This is a genomic window from Maribacter sp. ACAM166 (assembly GCF_005771495.1).
GTDB lineage: Bacteria > Bacteroidota > Bacteroidia > Flavobacteriales > Flavobacteriaceae > Maribacter.
The window spans coordinates 267,393-287,258 of sequence record NZ_VAUW01000003.1 but is presented as its reverse complement, the minus strand read 5'-3'; the positions used below and the strand labels follow the sequence as shown (position 1 = coordinate 287,258).

Annotated in this window: 14 protein-coding genes; 10 read left to right on the top strand and 4 right to left on the bottom strand. The window is 35.2% G+C overall.

Annotation, left to right across the window (positions count from 1 at the left end; all coding sequences use genetic code 11):
- Positions 1–82: 82 nt before the first annotated feature.
- Positions 83–2,119, bottom strand: a complete 2,037-nt coding sequence (locus tag ES765_RS04120; RefSeq protein ID WP_138111367.1) for an HD family phosphohydrolase — start codon at positions 2,117–2,119, stop codon at positions 83–85.
- A gap of 121 nt (positions 2,120–2,240) precedes the next feature.
- On the opposite strand from ES765_RS04120, the gene ES765_RS04115 reads away from it, so the two are divergent.
- Both ES765_RS04115 and ES765_RS04110 read left to right on the top strand, forming a co-directional pair.
- The gene (locus ES765_RS04115) at positions 2,241–3,416 is read left to right on the top strand and encodes an acetyl-CoA C-acyltransferase (protein ID WP_138111365.1); all 1,176 of its coding nucleotides are present in this window, start codon (positions 2,241–2,243) and stop codon (positions 3,414–3,416) included.
- A gap of 9 nt (positions 3,417–3,425) precedes the next feature.
- The gene (locus tag ES765_RS04110; RefSeq protein ID WP_138111363.1) at positions 3,426–4,178 is read left to right on the top strand and encodes an NlpC/P60 family protein; all 753 of its coding nucleotides are present in this window, start codon (positions 3,426–3,428) and stop codon (positions 4,176–4,178) included.
- Positions 4,179–4,222: 44 nt separating this feature from the next.
- Here ES765_RS04110 and ES765_RS04105 read toward each other — a convergent pair whose 3' ends face one another.
- Entirely contained in the window at positions 4,223–5,485 is a 1,263-nt protein-coding gene (locus tag ES765_RS04105; RefSeq protein WP_138111361.1) for a tetratricopeptide repeat protein, read from the bottom strand.
- 30 nt (positions 5,486–5,515) lie between these two features.
- Positions 5,516–8,050, bottom strand: a complete 2,535-nt coding sequence (gene gyrA, locus ES765_RS04100; RefSeq protein WP_138111359.1) for a DNA gyrase subunit A — start codon at positions 8,048–8,050, stop codon at positions 5,516–5,518.
- A 259-nt stretch (positions 8,051–8,309) separates the two neighbouring features.
- Here gyrA and ES765_RS04095 point away from each other — a divergent pair, with 259 nt between their 5' ends.
- The 6 genes from ES765_RS04095 to ES765_RS04075 all read left to right on the top strand — a co-directional run bounded on the left by ES765_RS04095 (position 8,310) and on the right by ES765_RS04075 (position 14,603).
- Positions 8,310–10,862 (top strand): ATP-dependent Clp protease ATP-binding subunit, encoded by a 2,553-nt coding sequence (locus ES765_RS04095; RefSeq protein ID WP_138111357.1) that lies wholly within the window; start codon positions 8,310–8,312, stop codon positions 10,860–10,862.
- 146 nt (positions 10,863–11,008) lie between these two features.
- The gene (locus ES765_RS04090) at positions 11,009–11,317 is read left to right on the top strand and encodes a helix-turn-helix domain-containing protein (RefSeq protein ID WP_138111355.1); all 309 of its coding nucleotides are present in this window, start codon (positions 11,009–11,011) and stop codon (positions 11,315–11,317) included.
- A 2-nt stretch (positions 11,318–11,319) separates the two neighbouring features.
- Positions 11,320–12,687: a DNA cytosine methyltransferase gene (locus ES765_RS04085; RefSeq protein WP_138111353.1), complete on the top strand. Its 1,368-nt coding sequence runs from the start codon at positions 11,320–11,322 to the stop codon at positions 12,685–12,687.
- 433 nt (positions 12,688–13,120) lie between these two features.
- Positions 13,121–13,300, top strand: coding sequence for a hypothetical protein (locus ES765_RS22030; RefSeq protein ID WP_212744209.1), 180 nt, complete (start codon positions 13,121–13,123; stop codon positions 13,298–13,300).
- Between the two features lie 479 nt (positions 13,301–13,779).
- A complete protein-coding gene (locus tag ES765_RS22025; protein WP_212744208.1) occupies positions 13,780–14,025 on the top strand; it encodes a hypothetical protein in 246 nt (81 codons plus the stop codon).
- 179 nt (positions 14,026–14,204) lie between these two features.
- Positions 14,205–14,603: an STAS/SEC14 domain-containing protein gene (locus ES765_RS04075; RefSeq protein ID WP_138111351.1), complete on the top strand. Its 399-nt coding sequence runs from the start codon at positions 14,205–14,207 to the stop codon at positions 14,601–14,603.
- 37 nt (positions 14,604–14,640) lie between these two features.
- Here ES765_RS04075 and ES765_RS04070 read toward each other — a convergent pair whose 3' ends face one another.
- Complete coding sequence (locus ES765_RS04070; protein ID WP_138111349.1) at positions 14,641–16,185, bottom strand: NAD(P)H-hydrate dehydratase; 1,545 nt, start codon at positions 16,183–16,185, stop codon at positions 14,641–14,643.
- 259 nt (positions 16,186–16,444) lie between these two features.
- Between ES765_RS04070 and thrA the strand changes: the two genes are divergently transcribed.
- Both thrA and ES765_RS04060 read left to right on the top strand, forming a co-directional pair.
- Positions 16,445–18,886 (top strand): bifunctional aspartate kinase/homoserine dehydrogenase I, encoded by a 2,442-nt coding sequence (thrA, locus tag ES765_RS04065; RefSeq protein ID WP_138111347.1) that lies wholly within the window; start codon positions 16,445–16,447, stop codon positions 18,884–18,886.
- Between the two features lie 24 nt (positions 18,887–18,910).
- Positions 18,911–19,837, top strand: coding sequence for a homoserine kinase (locus tag ES765_RS04060; RefSeq protein ID WP_138111345.1), 927 nt, complete (start codon positions 18,911–18,913; stop codon positions 19,835–19,837).
- Positions 19,838–19,866 lie beyond the last annotated feature (29 nt).

Genomic DNA, 19,866 nt, shown 5'->3' with positions numbered 1-19,866 from the left:
AATAGCGGATGCAAATGTAGATTTATCAACCGTCTTAAACAACTATTTTTTATGTTTTTTTTCATAAAAATTTAGCCTCCTGTTACTCAGGGTATTCCACACGTAAATGATAAATATTAATTAGCTTTTGTTTGAATATTTTCTTGATCGTTTCTATTTCCTTGAATGTAATATCGGCATTCAAGAATTGATTTGCCTTCATTTGTCCTGAAATTATCTTGTCAACAAATTCATCTATGACTAAAAAAGTAGGGTTCTTTAAACTTTTAGATGCTGCCTCTACCGAATCTGCCATCATCAAAATTGCTGTTTCCCTAGAAAAGGGTAATGGACCAGGATATCTAAAATCCTCCTCATTCGCTTCACCCTCTAAGTCTTTTTGTTTTTTATAGAAGTAATACACTAAAGTTGTACCATGATGTGATCGAATAAAATCTATAATACGATCGGGAATATTATTTTTTCTAGCGAGTTCAATCCCCTTAATAACATGATTAATTATTATCTGACCACTATCCTTCGGACTTAGTTCATCATGAGGATTCACATTAGTTATCTGATTCTCGGTAAAAAATGTAGGCTCATTCATTTTGCCAATATCATGATATAAAGCCCCTACCCTAACCAACATTGCATTAGCTCCTATTTCATTCGCAGCAGCCTCGGCTAAATTCGCAACCTGTAAAGAATGGTGAAATGTACCTGGAGCCTTATTCGATAATTCTTTTAATAACTTAGAATTGGTATTGGAGAGTTCTAAAAGTGAAACATCCGATACAAGTCCAAATAGCTTTTCATAGATATATATCAAGGGCTGTACAAATAGGGTAATCATTCCGTTCAATAGAAAAAGTCCAAGGATATACCATTCTATATCACTCAAATCACCTTCATGAATCGTATGAAACGCTAAATATCCTATGATATAAATAAATGTAATCTGACCTACACTTACAAATAAATTAGCTCTCTTGTATAGCTCAGAAACCGTGAGAATAGTCACAATACCTGTGATAATCTGAAGAAATATATATTCGAAACTATTAGGTACTACAAAGCCTAAAATTAATACTGTTAGTACATGAACGAAAAGACCTAGCCTGGCATCAAAGAACGTTTTTAAAATCAATGGAAGTATGCACAATGGTACCACAAAAACCAATTGGTCATTATACTTTATGACCATAGTGGTGATAAAAACCATCAAAAGTATATTGAAAAATATAAAGGTGACCTTCGTGTTATTGTCGTAAACTTCTTTTCTATACTTTTTAAGAAATAGAAAAAGCATCATTAATACGAGTGCGACAAGAACCGTATATCCTATTAAAATATAGTAGTAGTTATTGGCCGTCCATAATTCTGACTCATATTCTCCTTTTAAAGACTCAAGGACCTTTAAATTATCTGCCTCAACTACTTCCCCTTTCGCAATAATCAATCGGCCCTGATCAACCGTTCCTCTTGTGTAAGACAATTTTGACAAGGCCTCATCCCTTGCTTTTTTTGTTAGATTATTATCAAAATTCACATTTGGGACAATAAGGTCAAAAAAGAGCGATTGGGTTTTATTTTCAAATTTTGAAAGATTATTCTGCATCAAAACTTGACTTACCAAATCATTGATTTCATTGATTCTATAAAATTCTGAAACCCTTACTTTCTTAGCTTCGTTCTCTTTAACCAAAAAGATAAAGTTGCGCTGAACCTGTTTACCATTATTCTGTAAAACACCCTTAGTGTAGATGGAGTCTAAAATAGCTTCAGAAAAGCTCCTTAAACGATTCCTTTGACTATTACTTAAATCGGCATTATGCCATATTTCTTTAAATTCCTCTTCAAATTTTTTATGTAAACCTTCCACGACCTTTTGGTCATACTTAAAATAGGGAAGTTGATTACTCGCTATGGTCTGTTTTTCTTTTGCTATCTCGGAATCGGTTTTTTTAATTGAAAAATCAAAAGGCGCGTACAGGTTTTCAAACTGCCAAGGCTTCCCTTTTTGAAATTCATATTTAAATTTACCTCCCTTCGGTAAGAAAAAAACAATAAATGCAATAGCCGCTATATATAGAATATATTTAAAAATGAGCGATTGCTGTTTGTAAAGATTATCCAAAAGAAAAATTTAATAAGTTCATCAAAAATAGAAAATAATAAACTGATAACTAGTAATTGAAACGATATCCCTTGGGTTGCTATAGAATTTAGTAATTTCGTCAAATCAAATTATTCGAATCATGAAAGAGGTTGTTATAGTTTCAGCAGTAAGAACACCTATTGGAAGTTTTATGGGTGGATTATCCACAATACCTGCTCCAAAATTAGGTGCAATAGCTATTGAAGGGGCATTAAAAAGAATAAATTTAGATGCTACCCTAGTAAATGAAGTGATTATGGGTAATGTTTTACAGGCAGGAACAGGACAAGCACCCGCAAGACAGGCTGCCATTTTTGCTGGTATTCCAAATACTGTACCCTGTACCACGATAAATAAAGTTTGCGCATCTGGAATGAAGGCTGTAATGCAAGGTGCCCAAGCAATCGCATTAGGAGATGCAGATATTGTAGTTGCAGGTGGAATGGAAAACATGAGCCTGACACCTCATTACGTTCATATGCGAACAGGCACTAAATTTGGCCCATCTACTTTAATCGATGGTTTGCAAAAAGATGGTTTGGTAGATGCTTATGATGAAAATGCTATGGGTGTTTGCGCAGATGCTTGTGCTGTTAAATATGATTTTTCAAGAGAAGACCAAGACAACTATGCCATTCAATCCTATACGCGATCATCAAAAGCTTGGGAAGATGGGAAATTTAATAATGAAGTTGTTCCGGTTGCCGTACCTCAAAGACGTGGTGAACCGAAAATGGTAGAAAAAGATGAAGAGTTTACCAATGTTTTAATTGATAAGATTCCGAATTTAAGACCAGCATTCTCAAAAGATGGTACAGTTACCGCTGCGAATGCATCAACAATAAACGATGGAGCTGCTGCATTAGTATTAATGAGTAGAGAAAAGGCTAATGAGCTAAATTTAAAACCCGTGGCCGTTATAAAAGGGTATGCAGATGCAGCCCACGAGCCTGAATGGTTTGCAACTGCCCCAGCGAAAGCGCTGCCAAAGGCATTGGCAAAAGCTAATTTATCGATTGAAGAAATAGACTTCTTTGAATTTAATGAAGCATTTTCAATAGTTGGGCTAGCCAACATGAAATTATTAGGATTAGATGATACAAACGTTAATGTTAACGGTGGTGCTGTTTCATTAGGTCATCCACTAGGATGCTCTGGTGCACGTATATTAATTACGCTAATAAATGTATTGGAACAAAACAATGCCAAACTTGGTGCAGCGGCAATTTGCAATGGTGGTGGTGGCGCTTCGGCTATTATAATCGAAAGAGCCTAAAAAAGTTTCATGCAATACGGTATCTGCCACTTAAGCATTATCCCAGTTAGAAGTGCTCCCGATGAAGTAACTGAAATGGTAACCCAGCTATTGTTTGGTGAACATTTTAAAATTTTGGAGTCTAGAAAAAACTGGTCTAGAATTAAAACATTATTTGATAAATGCGAAGGTTGGATAATGAATAACCAACTAGTTTTTATTCCAGAGGATGAATTTGCAACCCTTGAACAAAGCAATGAACGTAATCTAGTTGCTGACCTTATTACCTTTGTTGAAGATGACAATCAAATATTAACACCCATACTTTTGGGATCTAGTATTCCAGACACCCCTTCATTATCAATGAAATTTGATGGATCTATTATCAGTAAACTACAACCTAAAGAGCGGCTTGTTAAAACGTCTTTACTTTATCTAAATTCTCCAGAAATTAAAGGTGGTAGAACACCATTTGGGATAGATGCCGCAGGATTTTCTCAAATGGTTTACAAAATAAATGGCCATACTCTTTTACGAACTGCGGAACGTCAATCCACTCAAGGTAGTGCTCTCAGTTTTGTAGAAGAAAGTGAAGCTGGTGATTTAGCATTTTTTGACAACGCTAGCGGAGCAATAGACCATGTTGGAATAATAATGGACAATAACTATGTTATTCACGTAAATGGCAAGGTGAGGATTGACCGTTTAGACCATACAGGCATATTTAACAATGACCTTAGAACCTATACGCATCAGTTAAGGGTAATTAAAAAGATTATATAAAAAAAGGCCCTAATTAGGGCCTTTTTTTATAGGTAAAAATAAAATTATTCTCCTAACATCTTTTTCATTTTCATGAAGTTTTCATTATCTCCCATTGCACCATAAATATTCTTAAGCTGGGTCATAATATTTTCATTTTCTGGATTGGCCCTCAAAGCTTCTTCTAAAACATCTGCACCTTCCCTGAACAAGCTATCCTTTTCCTCCTTTAGCTCTTCATACTTAGCGATATCAGCTCTAGAGTTACCTAAAGAGTTCATTTCGTCAATCATGGCATTACCTTCGTTTACATAGGTAGTAGAAAGGTTAAGGTAAGCATTTGTATAATTCGCATCTATTTCAATTGCCTTCTTATAAGATACTCTAGCGTCTTCAAAATTGTCTTGTTCCATGCTAATTACACCAACGTTATAATGAAGGTCTGGATTATCAGGAGCTAAGGTAATCGCTTCAGCCATTAGTTCTTTAAACTTGACCTTATTTCCCTGATTAAAGTAAAGGTTAGCTTCATTCAAAATCAAGTTCACATCTTCAGGATCATTTATTCTAGCAGCCTGGTAAGCTTCCAATGCTTTTTCATCTTGTCCTAATTGGGAGTAAATTAAAGCTGTGTTCTTCACAATTTCCGCAGATTTAGATGGAGTTTTTTCATCTAAAGGGTTTGTGTAAGTACCTGACTTTACCATAAGATCACGTTGAACCTTATCCATTTCCTCAACTTCACCTGAAGCTGCATTAGTAGCTTTATACACTGCACCACTACCATCATACCCAATTTCTTGTAGTTTATCATAGTAGTCTAATGCCATCTCGTAGTGACCTCCATTTACAGCACTACCGGCCGCATAATATAAATAAGAAGTGTCTCTTGGGCTAAGCGTATAGCTCATATATAACTTTTCAGCAGCTTCTTTAAATTTCTTATTTCCATTATCGCTTACCGCTGAATTCACTAAGTCAGCTGTTAATGCCGCCATATATTGATTGGTTTCGTCAGAATATTTTTTCTTACCTGATATTTCCTCAATCTCAATAACTTTTTTAAAGGACGTTGCAGATTTCTCAAATGCATCATTATTACCTTTTTTAGCCAAATCACTGTAAATTCTACCTTTGGTATAATAATACTGTGCTTGCAATTTCTCATCTGCAGATGCTATAGTAGCAGATGCAGCTTCAATAGCTGTCTGCGCTGCTGCTGCATCGCCATCTTTCAAAGCCTTTTCAGCATCTTTAATTTCATTTTTTTGCGCAAACCCGACCATCGTAAAAGTCAACGCCGTGACAAGTAAAATCTTATTCTTCATTTTTATTCTATTAATAATTAGTGTTTAAAATTATGATGTTTTTTCATCGATATCATCTGAATCAATCTCCGTGCCATTTTCTGTATCAACCTCAATATCAAGTATTTCAGATTCTTCCAAATCGTCTTCATCTTTCATGACCTTGGCAACTGCTGCTATTGAATCATTACCCTTAATGTTTATCAATTTAACACCCTGAGTAGCTCTTCCCATTACACGTAAATCTTCAACGCTCATACGAATAGCAATACCAGATTTGTTTATAATCATTAAATCATCAGAATCGGTAACGTTTTTAATAGCAACTAGTCCACCGGTCTTTTCGGTTACACTAATTGTCTTAACACCCTTACCGCCTCTGTTTGTGATTCTGTAATCTTCTATACTTGATCGCTTACCATATCCTTTTTCGGAAACTACTAGTATTTCATCTTCGAAATTATGAACCGAAACCATTCCAATTACTTCATCTTCTTCATTAGCCAATGTAATTCCACGTACTCCAGAAGCATTCCTTCCCATAGGTCTAGTCTTGCTTTCTTCGAAACGAATTGCCTTACCAGATTTTAGCCCTAAGAATATTTGGCTTGTACCTGTTGTTAATCTCGCCTCTAACAATTCATCCCCATCACGAATGGTAATAGCATTAATACCATTTTGTCGTGGTCTAGAATATTGCTCCAAAGATGTTTTTTTCACGACACCTTTCTTAGTTGCCATAATAACACAATGGGCATTTATATACTCCTCATCCTTTAAATCTTGCGTACATATAAATGCTTTTACACTATCATCTTGCTCAATATTAATCAGATTTTGTATCGCTCTCCCTTTTGAAGTTCTACTACCCTCAGGTATTTCAAAAACCCTCATCCAGAAACACTTCCCTTTTTGAGTAAAGAACAACATGTATTGGTGGTTGGTACCTACAAATAGATGCTCCAAGAAATCTTCATTTCTAGTTGAAGATGCTTTTTGACCTACTCCACCCCTATGTTGTGTCTTATATTCTGATAATGCTGTTCTTTTGATATAACCTGCATGAGAGATAGTAATGACCACTTGTTCATCTGGTATCATATCCTCCATACTTAGGTCTCCACCTGCAATATTAATTTCAGATCTTCTTTCATCGCCATACTTATCCCTTATCTCCTGCAGCTCATCTTTTATGATTTGCATTCTGCGCTCCTTTTTGTCAAGTATATCCTTTAAATCAGCAATCAAAAGTATAATTTCATCAAATTCCGTTCTAAGCTTGTCCTGCTCCAGACCAGTAAGTTGACGTAATCGCATTTCTACAATTGCCTTAGCCTGAACTTCACTCAACTTAAAGCGCTCTATTAAGTTTTCGCGAGCTTGGTCTGCATTATTAGAAGCTCTTATGATTGCAATTACCTCATCAATATTGTCTGAGGCAATAATCAATCCTTCTAATATATGCGCGCGGTCCTCAGCCTTTTTCAACTCAAACTGGGTGCGTCTAACCACAACCTCATGGCGATGCTCTACAAAGTAATGAATCATTTCCTTTACGTTCAATAATTGTGGCCTTCCATTCACAAGGGCAATATTATTGACACTAAAAGAGGTTTGTAATGCTGTATACTTATACAACATATTCAAAACTATATTAGGTATTGCATCTCTTTTTAAGATGTACACGATACGCATACCATTACGGTCAGACTCGTCTCTAATATTTGAAATACCTTCAATTTTCTTATCATTGACAAGGTCAGCGGTTTTCTTAATCATATCCGCCTTGTTCACCTGATAAGGAATCTCATGAACGATGATACATTCTCTTCCTTGCACCTCTTCAAAGGTCGCTTTAGCACGCATCATAACACGTCCTTTTCCTGTATGAAAAGCTTCCTTTACACCATCATACCCATAAATAATACCACCCGTTGGAAAATCGGGAGCTTTTATATGAGTTATTAGCTCATCGATTTCAATGTCATTGTTATCAATATATGCAACCGTACCGTCAATAACTTCTGCTAGATTATGGGGAGGCATATTTGTAGCCATACCCACAGCAATACCAGATGCTCCATTAATCAACAGGGTAGGAACCCTAGTAGGAAGTACGGTAGGCTCTTTCAAAGAATCATCAAAATTTAATTGATAGTCTACAGTTTCTTTATCTATATCTGCTAGCATATCATCCGCAATCTTACGCATACGGGCTTCCGTATATCGCATTGCTGCAGGGCTATCACCATCTATAGACCCAAAGTTACCTTGACCATCCACAAGCATATAACGCAGACTCCATTCTTGAGCCATACGAACCATCGCATCATATACTGAAGTATCACCGTGGGGGTGATACTTACCAAGAACCTCCCCGACAATACGAGCAGATTTTTTATGTGAGCTATTACTTCTAACCCCTAATTCATGCATTCCGAAAAGAACTCTTCTGTGTACTGGTTTTAACCCGTCCCTGACATCTGGCAGGGCTCGTGACACAATGACCGACATTGAGTAATCAATGTAAGCAGATTTCATTTCATCTTCAATATTAATGGGTATCAATTTTTCACCGTCAGTCATTTTAAAATCTTCTGTTTTTTGTTAGTAAAAAAGCAAGCCAATATACTTAAATCCTAGGCGTTTCAAGAACAACTTGATTTAATAATATCAAATTTTATTAACACCTACCCAAGTAATGTTAATTATTCATTTATACGATGATTTTCATCCTTTTAGACTCACATTTTATGGGTTTTACAATAACTTTAACGATTATAGGTATGGTATTTGCCTTTGATTGAAGGAGATTTAGTAATTTTATAGTTGATAATTATAGTATATGGATGATAATTTTTCCCCAAGAGTAAAGGATGTAATTGCTTATAGTAAGGAAGAAGCATTACGACTTGGTCACGATTTTATCGGTACCGAGCACCTTATGTTAGGGCTTCTTAGAGATGGAAACGGGAAGGCTATTAGTATTTTAGATGCCCTGGAAGTTGATTTGGAACATTTGCGTAGAAAAGTAGAAATTCTAAGCCCTTCCAACCCTAATGCTAGCGGTGTCCAAAAAGATAAGAAGAACTTGCATTTAACGAGACAAGCTGAACGTGCGCTAAAAACAACTTTTTTAGAAGCCAAACTTTTTCAGAGTTCTTCGATAAATACCGCTCACCTTTTACTTTGTATTCTTAGAAATGAAAATGACCCTACAACAAAACTTTTACACAAATTAAAAGTTGATTATGACGGGGTTAAAGAGCAGTTCAAATTTATGATTACAAGTGACGACGATATCGTAGATGGCCCAACGGCCGAATCTTTTCCTAGTGACCCTGAGGACACTAACGAAGGAAAGGAAAGTACGTTTGGTGCTACCTCAGGACAAAAGGGAACCAAAAAATCCAAAACACCCGTGTTGGATAATTTCGGAAGGGACCTTACCCAAATGGCAGAAGAAAACAAGTTAGATCCCGTCGTTGGTCGTGAAAAGGAAATTGAACGTGTTTCACAAATTCTTAGTAGAAGAAAAAAGAACAACCCCTTGCTTATCGGTGAGCCAGGAGTTGGTAAAAGTGCTATTGCCGAAGGTTTGGCTTTACGCATAATTGATAAAAAGGTTTCTAGAATTCTTTTTAACAAAAGAGTGGTTACACTTGATTTAGCTTCATTGGTTGCTGGCACCAAATATCGTGGTCAGTTTGAAGAGCGAATGAAAGCGGTAATGAACGAGCTTGAAAAAAATGACGATGTTATTTTATTCATTGATGAAATCCATACCATTGTTGGTGCAGGAGGCGCAACAGGAAGTTTAGATGCTTCAAATATGTTCAAGCCTGCCTTGGCAAGAGGTGAAATTCAATGTATTGGCGCCACAACATTAGATGAGTATAGGCAGTATATAGAGAAAGATGGTGCTTTAGAAAGAAGATTTCAAAAAGTCATCGTTGAACCTACCACAGTTGATGAGACCATTGAAATTTTACATAATATAAAAAGCAAATACGAAGACCATCACAATGTAACCTATACCGACGAAGCAATAATAGCTTGTGTGAAATTGACTAGCAGGTATATGACAGATCGCTTTCTACCGGACAAGGCGATTGATGCCTTGGATGAGGCAGGTTCACGTGTACATATCGTTAATATGGACGTTCCAAAACAAATCATTGAATTGGAAAAGAAATTGGAAGACGTTCGTGAGCTTAAAAATAGTGTAGTCAAAAAACAGAAGTATGAAGAGGCTGCAAAACTGCGTGATGATGAAAAAAGTTTAGAAAAAGAACTTGCCATTGCACAAGAGCGTTGGGAAGATGATAGCAAACTTAACAAAGAAATCGTAAGTGAAGACAATGTTGCAGACGTAGTTTCTATGATGAGCGGTATTCCTGTCAATAGAATTGCACAGACAGAAAGTAATAAATTAGCAGAATTACCTCAACTGATTAAGGCGAATGTAATTGGTCAAGATGAAGCGGTTGCTAAAGTTTCTAAAGCTATTCAACGAAATAGAGCAGGTTTAAAAGATCCAAATAAACCAATTGGCTCCTTTATCTTTCTAGGACAGACAGGTGTTGGTAAAACTCAGTTAGCTAAAGTACTTGCAAAAGAACTTTTTGACTCAGAAGATGCGCTTATACGTATCGATATGAGTGAATACATGGAAAAGTTTGCCATCTCAAGATTAGTTGGTGCACCTCCAGGATATGTAGGCTATGAAGAAGGTGGTCAACTAACAGAAAAAGTTAGAAGAAAGCCCTATTCTGTAATATTACTTGATGAAGTTGAAAAAGCGCATCCAGATGTGTTCAATATGCTTTTACAAGTACTTGATGACGGGTATTTAACGGATAGTCTTGGTCGTAAAATCGACTTTAGAAATACAATTATAATCATGACCTCCAATATTGGCGCTAGACAATTGAAAGATTTTGGTCAAGGTGTAGGTTTTGGAACATCAGCTAAAAAATCGCAAGAATTTTCACATCAAAAAGGAGTAATAGAAAATGCCCTTAAAAAAGCATTCGCTCCTGAGTTTTTAAATAGAATTGATGACGTAATCGTATTCAATGCACTTGAAAGAGAGCATATTCATCAAATTATTGATATTGAACTTGCTAAACTGTATAGAAGAATTGAGGATATCGGTTATCATTTAATTCTTACCGACAGTGCAAAAGATTATATTGCTGAAAAAGGATTCGATAAGCAATATGGTGCAAGACCGCTTAAAAGAGCTATTCAAAAGTATATTGAAGATGCCCTAGCAGAAGAAATAGTGAATTCTAAGCTTAAAGAGGGAGATAGTATTTATATCGATCTTGATAAGAAAAGTGAAGAATTAACTATTAAAATTGAGAAAGCTGAGGAAGAGACTCCTAAGACATAACAATTTTTACAGCATATTTTATTAAAAAAAGGAGTCCCTCATCGGACTCCTTTTTCGTACAATTGATTTAAATTCTTAAATATTTAATCAATTTATACGTTTTGATGAATTAAATTTGACACTTACTGTCAAGTAATAATTTTCAAATGGAAACAATCGGACAAATTTTACGGAATAAAAGACAAACTCTCGGCCTTTTTTTAAGGCAAGTTTCAGCTTATGTTGATATTGACCAAGCTATACTGAGTAAAATAGAAAGAAACGAGCGAAAACCAACAAAAGAAATGTTGGGAAAACTTTCTGAAATTCTTAAACTTAATAAAGACGAATTATTAGTACAATTTATTAGCGACAAAATTGCTTATGAAATTGCGGGCGAAGATTGTGCCGAAAAAGTGCTAAAAGTAGCTGAAAAAAAAATAAAATATTTAAAATCACATCCGATACAAAACTAACTATGCGAACAATAACAGGCGATACCGAGAGTACGAGCGTAGTTAAGGAACCTCAATTGGCAGTAAAATTTTATACAAAAGAAAAAGTCACAAAGAAAATCAAAGAAGGGAAATCTACCTTAAATATGCTTTCCCTTTTTTCTGGTTGTGGTGGTATGGATTTAGGATTTGAAGGAGATTTCTCAGTTTCAAAAGCATCCGTGAACGAGGTTCTAAATCCTAATTTTATAAACAAAGATCTGGACAATAATTTTATTCAACTCAAAAAAACACGCTTTAAAACAGTTTTTGCCAATGATATTTTAAAAGATGCAAGAAATGCTTGGGTAAACTACTTTTCAAAAAGAGGACACAACGCAGAAGATTACCAAACAGACAGCATTGTCGATTTGGTAAAACTGCATCAAAGCGGAACAACGGTTTTTCCTAAATATATTGACATTGTAACTGGTGGTTTTCCTTGTCAAGATTTTAGTATTGCAGGAAAGAGAAACGGTTTTGGTTCACACAAAAATCATAAAGGCGAATTCAATACAGAAAACACCGCAACCGAAGAAACTCGTGGGCAGCTTTATATGTGGATGAAACAGGTTATTGAAATAACCCAGCCTAAAATTTTTATTGCAGAAAATGTAAAAGGTTTGGTTAACCTTTCAAATGTAAAAGATATTATTCAAAGTGATTTTTCTTCTGCAGGAGATAATGGATATTTAGTTTTAAAACCTCGTGTTTTACACGCAGCAGATTATGGTGTTCCGCAATCGAGAGAACGAGTTTTCTTTGTAGGAATCAAAAAATCTGCATTAAAAAAATCTGCACTTGAACAATTAAAAAAAGACAATATTTCAGATAAATATACTCCTTATCCAAAACCAACACACGCTTACACGACAGATGGAGAAGGTTTAAAACGACATGTAGATTTAAAAGGACTTTTTGCTAATATAAATGAGCCTGAAAAATCAAAAGATTTATCTCAAAAATTTTATTCAAAAGCAAAATTTATGGGTAAACATTGCCAAGGTCAAGTAGAAATAAAACCAGATGGAATTAGCCCAACGATTAGAGCTGAACATCACGGAAATATTGAGTTTAGAAGATTATCAAAAAAGAACGGAGGAATACTAACAGACGAACTCTCAAAAGGCCTAAAAGAGAGGCGTTTAACACCAAGGGAATGTGCTTTAATTCAAACTTTTCCACCTGATTACGAGTTTGTAATTGAAAACAAACATGGTCGTAAAGGTTCATATTTGGTAAGCCCTTCAAAAGCATATAAAGTAATTGGTAATGCTGTTCCTCCGCTACTCGCCTACAATTTAGCAATGAGAATAGAAGATGTTTGGGATTTATATTTTAAAAAATCATAATTATGAGAAAAACTATAAAAACAGAAAAGATAGAAACTTTGAAAAATATAGAAAATTTCTTCATATAAATGAACACCTATTTTGGTCTTAATTGGTCACCTGATGAAGATTTCAAGACCTATGGTTTAGAAGAAAGCGAAAAGGCATAATTAAATTTAACTTTAGAATCGTGTTGGAATCTATGCGAAAGTAAAAATTTGGATATATACCTATTTGGTTTAGAAATCAATAAACCATTAAGAGAAAAGTTTGGTATTGGAACAGATATATCTTGAATTAAATGGTAGTATAAATAAATTCAGAACCACATAAAAGCGAGTTCAACGCTTTATTAAATTCAACAATTGAAGAATTAAACGCTCACGCAAAGAAATCTCCTATAAAGATTGAACAGTTAAGAGGAAACAAACTTGAACCTTACGTGCGAGATGTTATGACCGATTTAGCAGTCGGCTCCGAATTTGAAAACTCAATAGAACTGATTGGCGGACAAAAATTTCCTGATATTGTTGCTAAAAAATTTTATGGGATTGAAGTTAAAACTACAACACAAAACCATTGGAAAACTACCGGAAATAGTGTTTTAGAATCTACAAGGGTTGATGATGTTTAGCGAATTTTTATGCGTTTCGGAAAACTTGGAAAGCCAATTGAATTTAGATGTCGGGCTTACGAAGAATGTCTATCGGAAGTCGTTGTTACGCAATCGCCAAGGTATTTAATTGATATGAACTTGGAAAAAGGCAAGACAATTTTTGATGAAATAAATACATCTCACGACATTTTACGTTAAAATAAAAATCCTATAAAATCAATTACAGATTACTACAAAAGTAAATTAAAACCTGGACAAGATTTATGGTGGATTCAAGACACCGAAAAAGCAAGTAACCTTATTATCAATATTTAGAACAACTTATCTTCTGCCGAACAAGACGATTTTGTTAATACAGCAATGGTCGTGTTTCTAGAAATTTTTGGACATCGTCAAGATAAGTATAGTCGTTTTGCAATTTGGTTAGTTAAAAACGAAGGTCTTGTTTGCCCAAATGTTAGAGATGCATTTACTGCAAAAGGGAGAGCTGTATTATATTGAACAATAAAGAATATAAGCAAGTTCCAAGAATATTTATAAACTTATTTGAGAACATCAATTCTATAATTGAAATTTTAGCAAATACGTCAGCTATTGAATTAGCTGGACGTTGGAACAAAAAAACGAACGAAAACAATAAGGTTACAGATTGGATTGAAATAGTTTCAGCAAGCTCAAAATCTGTACGTGGAGCAAAGCATTTGGCTTTAAAAAAAAAGTTAACGGAATTAGTATTCCAATAGTTCTTTCTATTCTAGAATTAATTAAGCTACTAAAATTGTCAGTATCGGATTGTTAATTTTCATTATAGTACTAGCACTAAACAGTACAAACGATATTTACGCATTTAAACCATTAATTTATTCCAAGATTAAAGTTCAATTTACTTTTACTCCAGACACACTATAATAATACGAGCATAATGAAAATTGAATCTACCAAAAAGAAGGTAATTGTACGGGAATACGAATTGGAAACAGGAAAAATTCAAGTATTTGAAAATTATATGGTATCCATTTTCGATGAAGGTGCTACTTTAACCCTTGAGCGAGCATACCAAATTATTGGTATTTCAGAAATACATTTTAGGGATAAAAATTTTGGATTTATAAGTTTACGTAAAAATTCATTTGCAATTGATCCGACCATTTATAACTACCTAAAACAATTAGACAACCTTAAAGCATTTGCAATTGTATCTGTTAAGGAGATAGATATGCACAACTTTAAGATTGAAAAATTATTCTATAAAAAACCAATGAAGTTTTTCATTGAATATAACAATGCTCTTAAGTGGGTGAAAAGAAGGATTAATTCTTAATCTCATTTCTGATAAGCTATACTTGCTACCTTATTTATTAGTTTGCATTTTCTACTTCGGGTTGTGATTGCTCTGGAACGTAAAACATATCAAGATAAGCGCTCCCTAAGTTATCAATGATACAGGATGCTGTTAAAGACTGATAACCTGTTTTTTCTATAGCAATATCACCTGCTTTTCCGTGAAGATACACTCCAAAGATTGCAGCATTCAAAGCTGAATACCCTTGAGCTCTTAGACCGGCTATAATTCCCGTTAAAACATCTCCACTACCTGCTGTAGCCATACCAGGATTACCTGTGGTATTCACAAAACCTTTATCATGGTGTACAATAATTGTGTTTGCCCCTTTAATGACAACGATACAGTTGTACTTTTTTGAAAAATCCTTCACCTTAATCAGTTTATCAAAATCATCTTTCCACGCACCTATTAGTCTTTCTAACTCTTTTGGATGAGGAGTTAAAATAGTGTCTTCTGGTATTTTGAATAATAACTCTGGGCATTTTGAAAGAATATTAAGTGCGTCTGCATCAATTACCAATGGCTGTTTATTCCTATTCAAGAAATCGGTAAAAGCAGCAACAGTTTTAGCGTCTGCTCCCATACCCACCCCAATTCCTATAACCGTAGGCTTTATGTCAAACTTTATATTGGTAAGAGAATCCTCCTCGGTATCCGTAAGCACCATTATTTCTGGCAAAGCAGTTTGTAGTATCGAATACCCTATTTTTGGAACAAATGAGGTTACTAACCCACTACCAGCGTGGAGCGCTGCCTTAGACGCCAAACAAACAGCACCTATTTTACCATAACTACCACCTACTATCATGGTATGTCCGTATGTGCCTTTATGTCCATATTTTTCACGAGGCTTATACAGTGCCAATACTTCGTTCTTACCTATTAATTCAAAATCAGTTTCCGTTGTCATTAAATACTCAGCGTCTAAGCCAATATCCAACACCTCCCACTGATTTATAAACGGACCAGTTTCTGGTAAAAAAAACACCAGTTTAGGCGTTTGAAAACTTAGCACAAAATTTGATTTTATAATGGTTTCGAAATCCTTAGGCCCTTGATCAGCAAATAAACCTGATGGAATATCAATCGATAATATAAATGCCTCCGATGTATTTAAATGCTGAATTATTTTAGCAACCCAAACATCAGGAGTTCTATTAAGTCCTATTCCAAAAATACCGTCCACTATAATATCATCCTTATCAATCTCGGGTAGTTCGTCACCTAAATTCATAAAATTCGGCCAACATTTTCGCTCTTTTAAACGATCTAGATTAATTAGAAAATCTTTGGAGCGTTTTTCACTATAGTTAACAACGTAAACAGCTATAGTATAACCGTGTTCCAATAAATGTCTAGCCAATGCTATACCATCTCCACCATTATTTCCTATACCACAGAACAAATGAATTTTTACAGGGGCGCCCTGCATGCGTAAATGCATCCAATTAAATAACTGTAAAGACGCACGTTCCATTAATTCTTCACCGGCTATACCTTGTTTCTTCGTGGTAATTTGATCTGCTTTATATACTTGCTTTGTACTAAATAATTTCATTCTTATATTTATTTTTAAACTAAAAAATAACGATTCCGTAAAAAATTGTAGAATCATTTGATTAGGGTATCAAATGTACTACTTTTGGTGCTCAACCATTAGTATTATGGACTGCGATAAGACAGACATAAATTTCAATTTCACTTCAGTTACCAATTGCTATGGTTCTACTACCACATGGTTTACCCCTTGGGGTTAAAAACTATAGTTCTCCGTTTTTGTGTATAATAACACCATATCTTTTTAAAAAGTCAATAGCATGAAAGTTCTAAAATTTGGTGGTTCATCTGTAGCCAATCCTGAAAATATAATTAAAATTAAAAATATTATTTCCACTTACGAAGACCACATCATATTAGTGGTCTCTGCTTTGGGAGGTGTGACAGATTTACTGCTAAAGGCCGGTGCCCTGGCTTCTTCACAAGACCAATCATACAAAGAGGTACTTATATCTCTAGAGGAAAGACATCTTACCACAATTAAAGAATTACTTCCCGTAACGGCTCAAAGTAGAGTGCTAAGTAAAGTTAAAAGCGAGTTTAATATTTTAGAAACTTTATTGGAAGGTGCCTATTTTATAGGTGAAATTACCCCTAAATTATCTGATAAAATTGTTAGTTATGGTGAATTACTTTCATCCTACATTATTAGTGAATACCTCATTACTGAACATCTAGATGCCGAATTTAAAGACAGTAGGGATATCATTGTCACTCATAAATTAAATGGTAAGAATATGGTGAATTTCACCAGTACTAATGCCAACTGCGTTGACTATTTTAAATCCTCAAATAAAAAAATTACCGTTTGTCCAGGATTTATAGCTACTTCAGAAGAAGGAGTAACTACAACGCTAGGTAGAGGTGGTTCTGATTACACCGCTGCCATCTATGCAGCTGCCATAAATGCTGATATCTTGGAAATCTGGACAGATGTTAGCGGAATGTACACTGCCAATCCGAAAATGGTAAAACAAGCCAAGGCTATGCCACATATATCTTACGAGGAAGCTATGGAACTTTCACATTTTGGTGCTAAGGTGCTCTACCCTCCTACTATACAGCCTGTATTATCCAAAGGAATTTCCATCGTTATTAAAAATACGTTTAGTCCCAATGAAGAAGGAACGCTAATTACAAAATCAAAAAACGAAAAAGGAAAAACAGTTAGAGGCATAAGCCACATTGGTCATATAGCTTTGCTTTCATTAGAAGGTCCTGGCATGGTAGGTATTCCTGGTATTTCTAAACGATTTTTCGAAGTACTTTCTCTAGCCGATATAAGTGTCGTGCTAATCACTCAAGCCTCGTCTGAGCATTCAATTTGTGTTGGTATTTCTGCTGATGATGTTGAACATGCCGTCCATATAGTTAATGATGCATTTGAAATTGAAATTGAAAGAGGACGCATTAAACAAGTGATTCCTGAAAAGGACTTGGCCATTGTCGCATTGGTAGGCGATAATATGAAAAGTCACCAAGGACTTAGTGGAAAAATGTTCAGCACACTTGGTAAAAACAACGTAAATATTCGCGTTATTGCGCAAGGAGCTTCAGAAAGAAATATATCATGCATCATCGATGAAAAGGATGTGAAAAAGGCGCTGAACGCATTACATGAAGAATTTTTTGAAGAAAACATAAAGCAACTGAACCTATTTGTAATGGGAGTTGGTAATGTGGGTGCTAAATTTTTGGAACAAATTAGATCACAACGTAAATTCTTAAAGGAGAACTTGAAATTGAACATCCGTGTAATCGGGATATCTAATTCAAGAACCATGTATTTTGATGAAAAAGGAATCAACTTAAATGATTGGCAAGAAAAATTAGCCCAAGGACAAAAAGCGGATAAAGAGAAATTTCTAGAATTAGTCAATACCGTCAATCTTAGAAATAGTATTTTTGTCGATAATACTGCCAGTGAAGATGTTTCCACTTCGTACAGTGAATATTTAGGTAATAGTATATCTGTTGTTACCTGTAATAAAATAGCCTGTTCCTCTTCCTATGAGAACTATTCACATTTGAAATCTCTTGCTAGGACCTATAACGCTCCTTTCTTATTTGAAACCAATGTTGGAGCCGGACTACCCATTATTGACACCCTAAAACATCTAATTGCATCTGGTGATAAAATTATAAGGATTAAAGCCGTTCTATCTGGAAGCTTAAATTTTGTATTTAATAACTTCAATGAAGAAACCACCTTTCATGATGTTGTAAAACAGGCGCAAGAAGAAGGCTATACTGAACCCAATCCAAAAATAGATTTAAGTGGTGTCGATGTGATGCGAAAAATCTTGATTTTAGCTAGGGAAAGCGGTAACATACTAGATATTAGTGATATTGAAAACAAATCATTCTTACCAGAAGTGAGTTTGAACACCAACAATAATGATGATTTCTTTGCCTCTTTGATACAACATGAACCACATTTTCAATCCTTATTTTCAAGTGCGAAAAATGCCAATAGCAGGTTGAAGTACGTAGCACAATTCGATGAAGGAAAAGCAAGTGTTGGTTTGCAAGAAATACCAAAAGGTCATGATTTCTATACGCTAGAAGGTAGTGATAACATCGTGCTTTTTTATACGGAACGATACCCAAACCAACCCTTAATTATTAAAGGAGCAGGGGCTGGTGCAGATGTAACAGCATCTGGCATATTTGCAGATATCATTAGAATAGGTAATTTTTAAAACTCAACACAATCGTTTAATATCATGAACCAGAACGAAATAAAAGTTTTTTGTCCGGCTACGGTAGCAAACATTTCATGCGGATTTGATGTTCTTGGCGTTGCCTTGGATTCAGTTGGTGATGAAATGATTATAAGAAAGATTCCAGAAAAAGGAATACAGATTACAAAACTTACTGGACAAGACCTACCTAAGGAAACCTTGAACAATGTGGCCGGTGTAGCAGGAAATGCGTTTCTATTAGCAGCTAATTATGATGGAGGTTTTGAGATTGAAATCAATAAAAAAATAAAACCTGGTAGCGGTATAGGTAGTAGTGCCGCTAGTTCGGCCGGTGCCGTTTGGGCAATGAACTATCTTTTAGGCAATCCATTCAGTAAAACTGAATTGGTTAAATTTGCTATGGAAGGGGAGCGTTTGGCAAGTGATGTTGCCCATGCAGACAACGTCGCTCCAGCCCTATTTGGTGGATTTACTTTGGTGCGCAGTTACAGCCCATTAGACGTAATTACAATTCCTGCACCACCTGAATTATATGTAACTATAATTCACCCACAGATAGAGATAAAAACGTCCGATTCTAGAAAAATATTGAAGACAACGATTTCTTTGGAAACGGGTATTAAACAATGGGGAAATGTTGGCGGACTTGTAGCTGGTTTGTTCAAGGAAGATTATGAACTTATAGGTAGGTCTTTAGAAGATCATATTGTTGAGCCCATCCGTTCCATTTTGATCCCTGGGTTTGATGAAGTAAAAAAAGTGGCCCTTCAAGCTGGAGCATTAGGCTCTGGCATTTCAGGGTCAGGTCCTTCCATTTTTGCTTTTAGCCAAGGTCATAATACCGCCTTAAACGTGGCAGATTCAATGAAGTTGGTCTATGATAAAATTGGCATTGCCTACGAAATACATGTTTCAAAGATTAATATGGATGGCGTACGGCCCGTATAATTTTCGAAACAATTCAATTTTAACCGATA

What these genes read in the sequence shown, in the direction of transcription:
- ES765_RS04115 (WP_138111365.1), top strand. Translation starts at nt 2,241, where the DNA reads ATGAAAGAGGTTGTTATAGTTTCAGCAGTAAGAACACCTATTGGAAGT.
- ES765_RS04110 (WP_138111363.1), top strand. Translation starts at nt 3,426, where the DNA reads ATGCAATACGGTATCTGCCACTTAAGCATTATCCCAGTTAGAAGTGCT.
- ES765_RS04105 (WP_138111361.1), bottom strand. Translation starts at nt 5,485, where the DNA reads ATGAAGAATAAGATTTTACTTGTCACGGCGTTGACTTTTACGATGGTC.
- gyrA (WP_138111359.1), bottom strand. Translation starts at nt 8,050, where the DNA reads ATGACTGACGGTGAAAAATTGATACCCATTAATATTGAAGATGAAATG.
- ES765_RS04095 (WP_138111357.1), top strand. Translation starts at nt 8,310, where the DNA reads ATGGATGATAATTTTTCCCCAAGAGTAAAGGATGTAATTGCTTATAGT.
- ES765_RS04090 (WP_138111355.1), top strand. Translation starts at nt 11,009, where the DNA reads ATGGAAACAATCGGACAAATTTTACGGAATAAAAGACAAACTCTCGGC.
- ES765_RS04085 (WP_138111353.1), top strand. Translation starts at nt 11,320, where the DNA reads ATGCGAACAATAACAGGCGATACCGAGAGTACGAGCGTAGTTAAGGAA.
- ES765_RS22030 (WP_212744209.1), top strand. Translation starts at nt 13,121, where the DNA reads ATGACCGATTTAGCAGTCGGCTCCGAATTTGAAAACTCAATAGAACTG.
- ES765_RS04075 (WP_138111351.1), top strand. Translation starts at nt 14,205, where the DNA reads ATGAAAATTGAATCTACCAAAAAGAAGGTAATTGTACGGGAATACGAA.
- ES765_RS04070 (WP_138111349.1), bottom strand. Translation starts at nt 16,185, where the DNA reads ATGAAATTATTTAGTACAAAGCAAGTATATAAAGCAGATCAAATTACC.
- thrA (WP_138111347.1), top strand. Translation starts at nt 16,445, where the DNA reads ATGAAAGTTCTAAAATTTGGTGGTTCATCTGTAGCCAATCCTGAAAAT.
- ES765_RS04060 (WP_138111345.1), top strand. Translation starts at nt 18,911, where the DNA reads ATGAACCAGAACGAAATAAAAGTTTTTTGTCCGGCTACGGTAGCAAAC.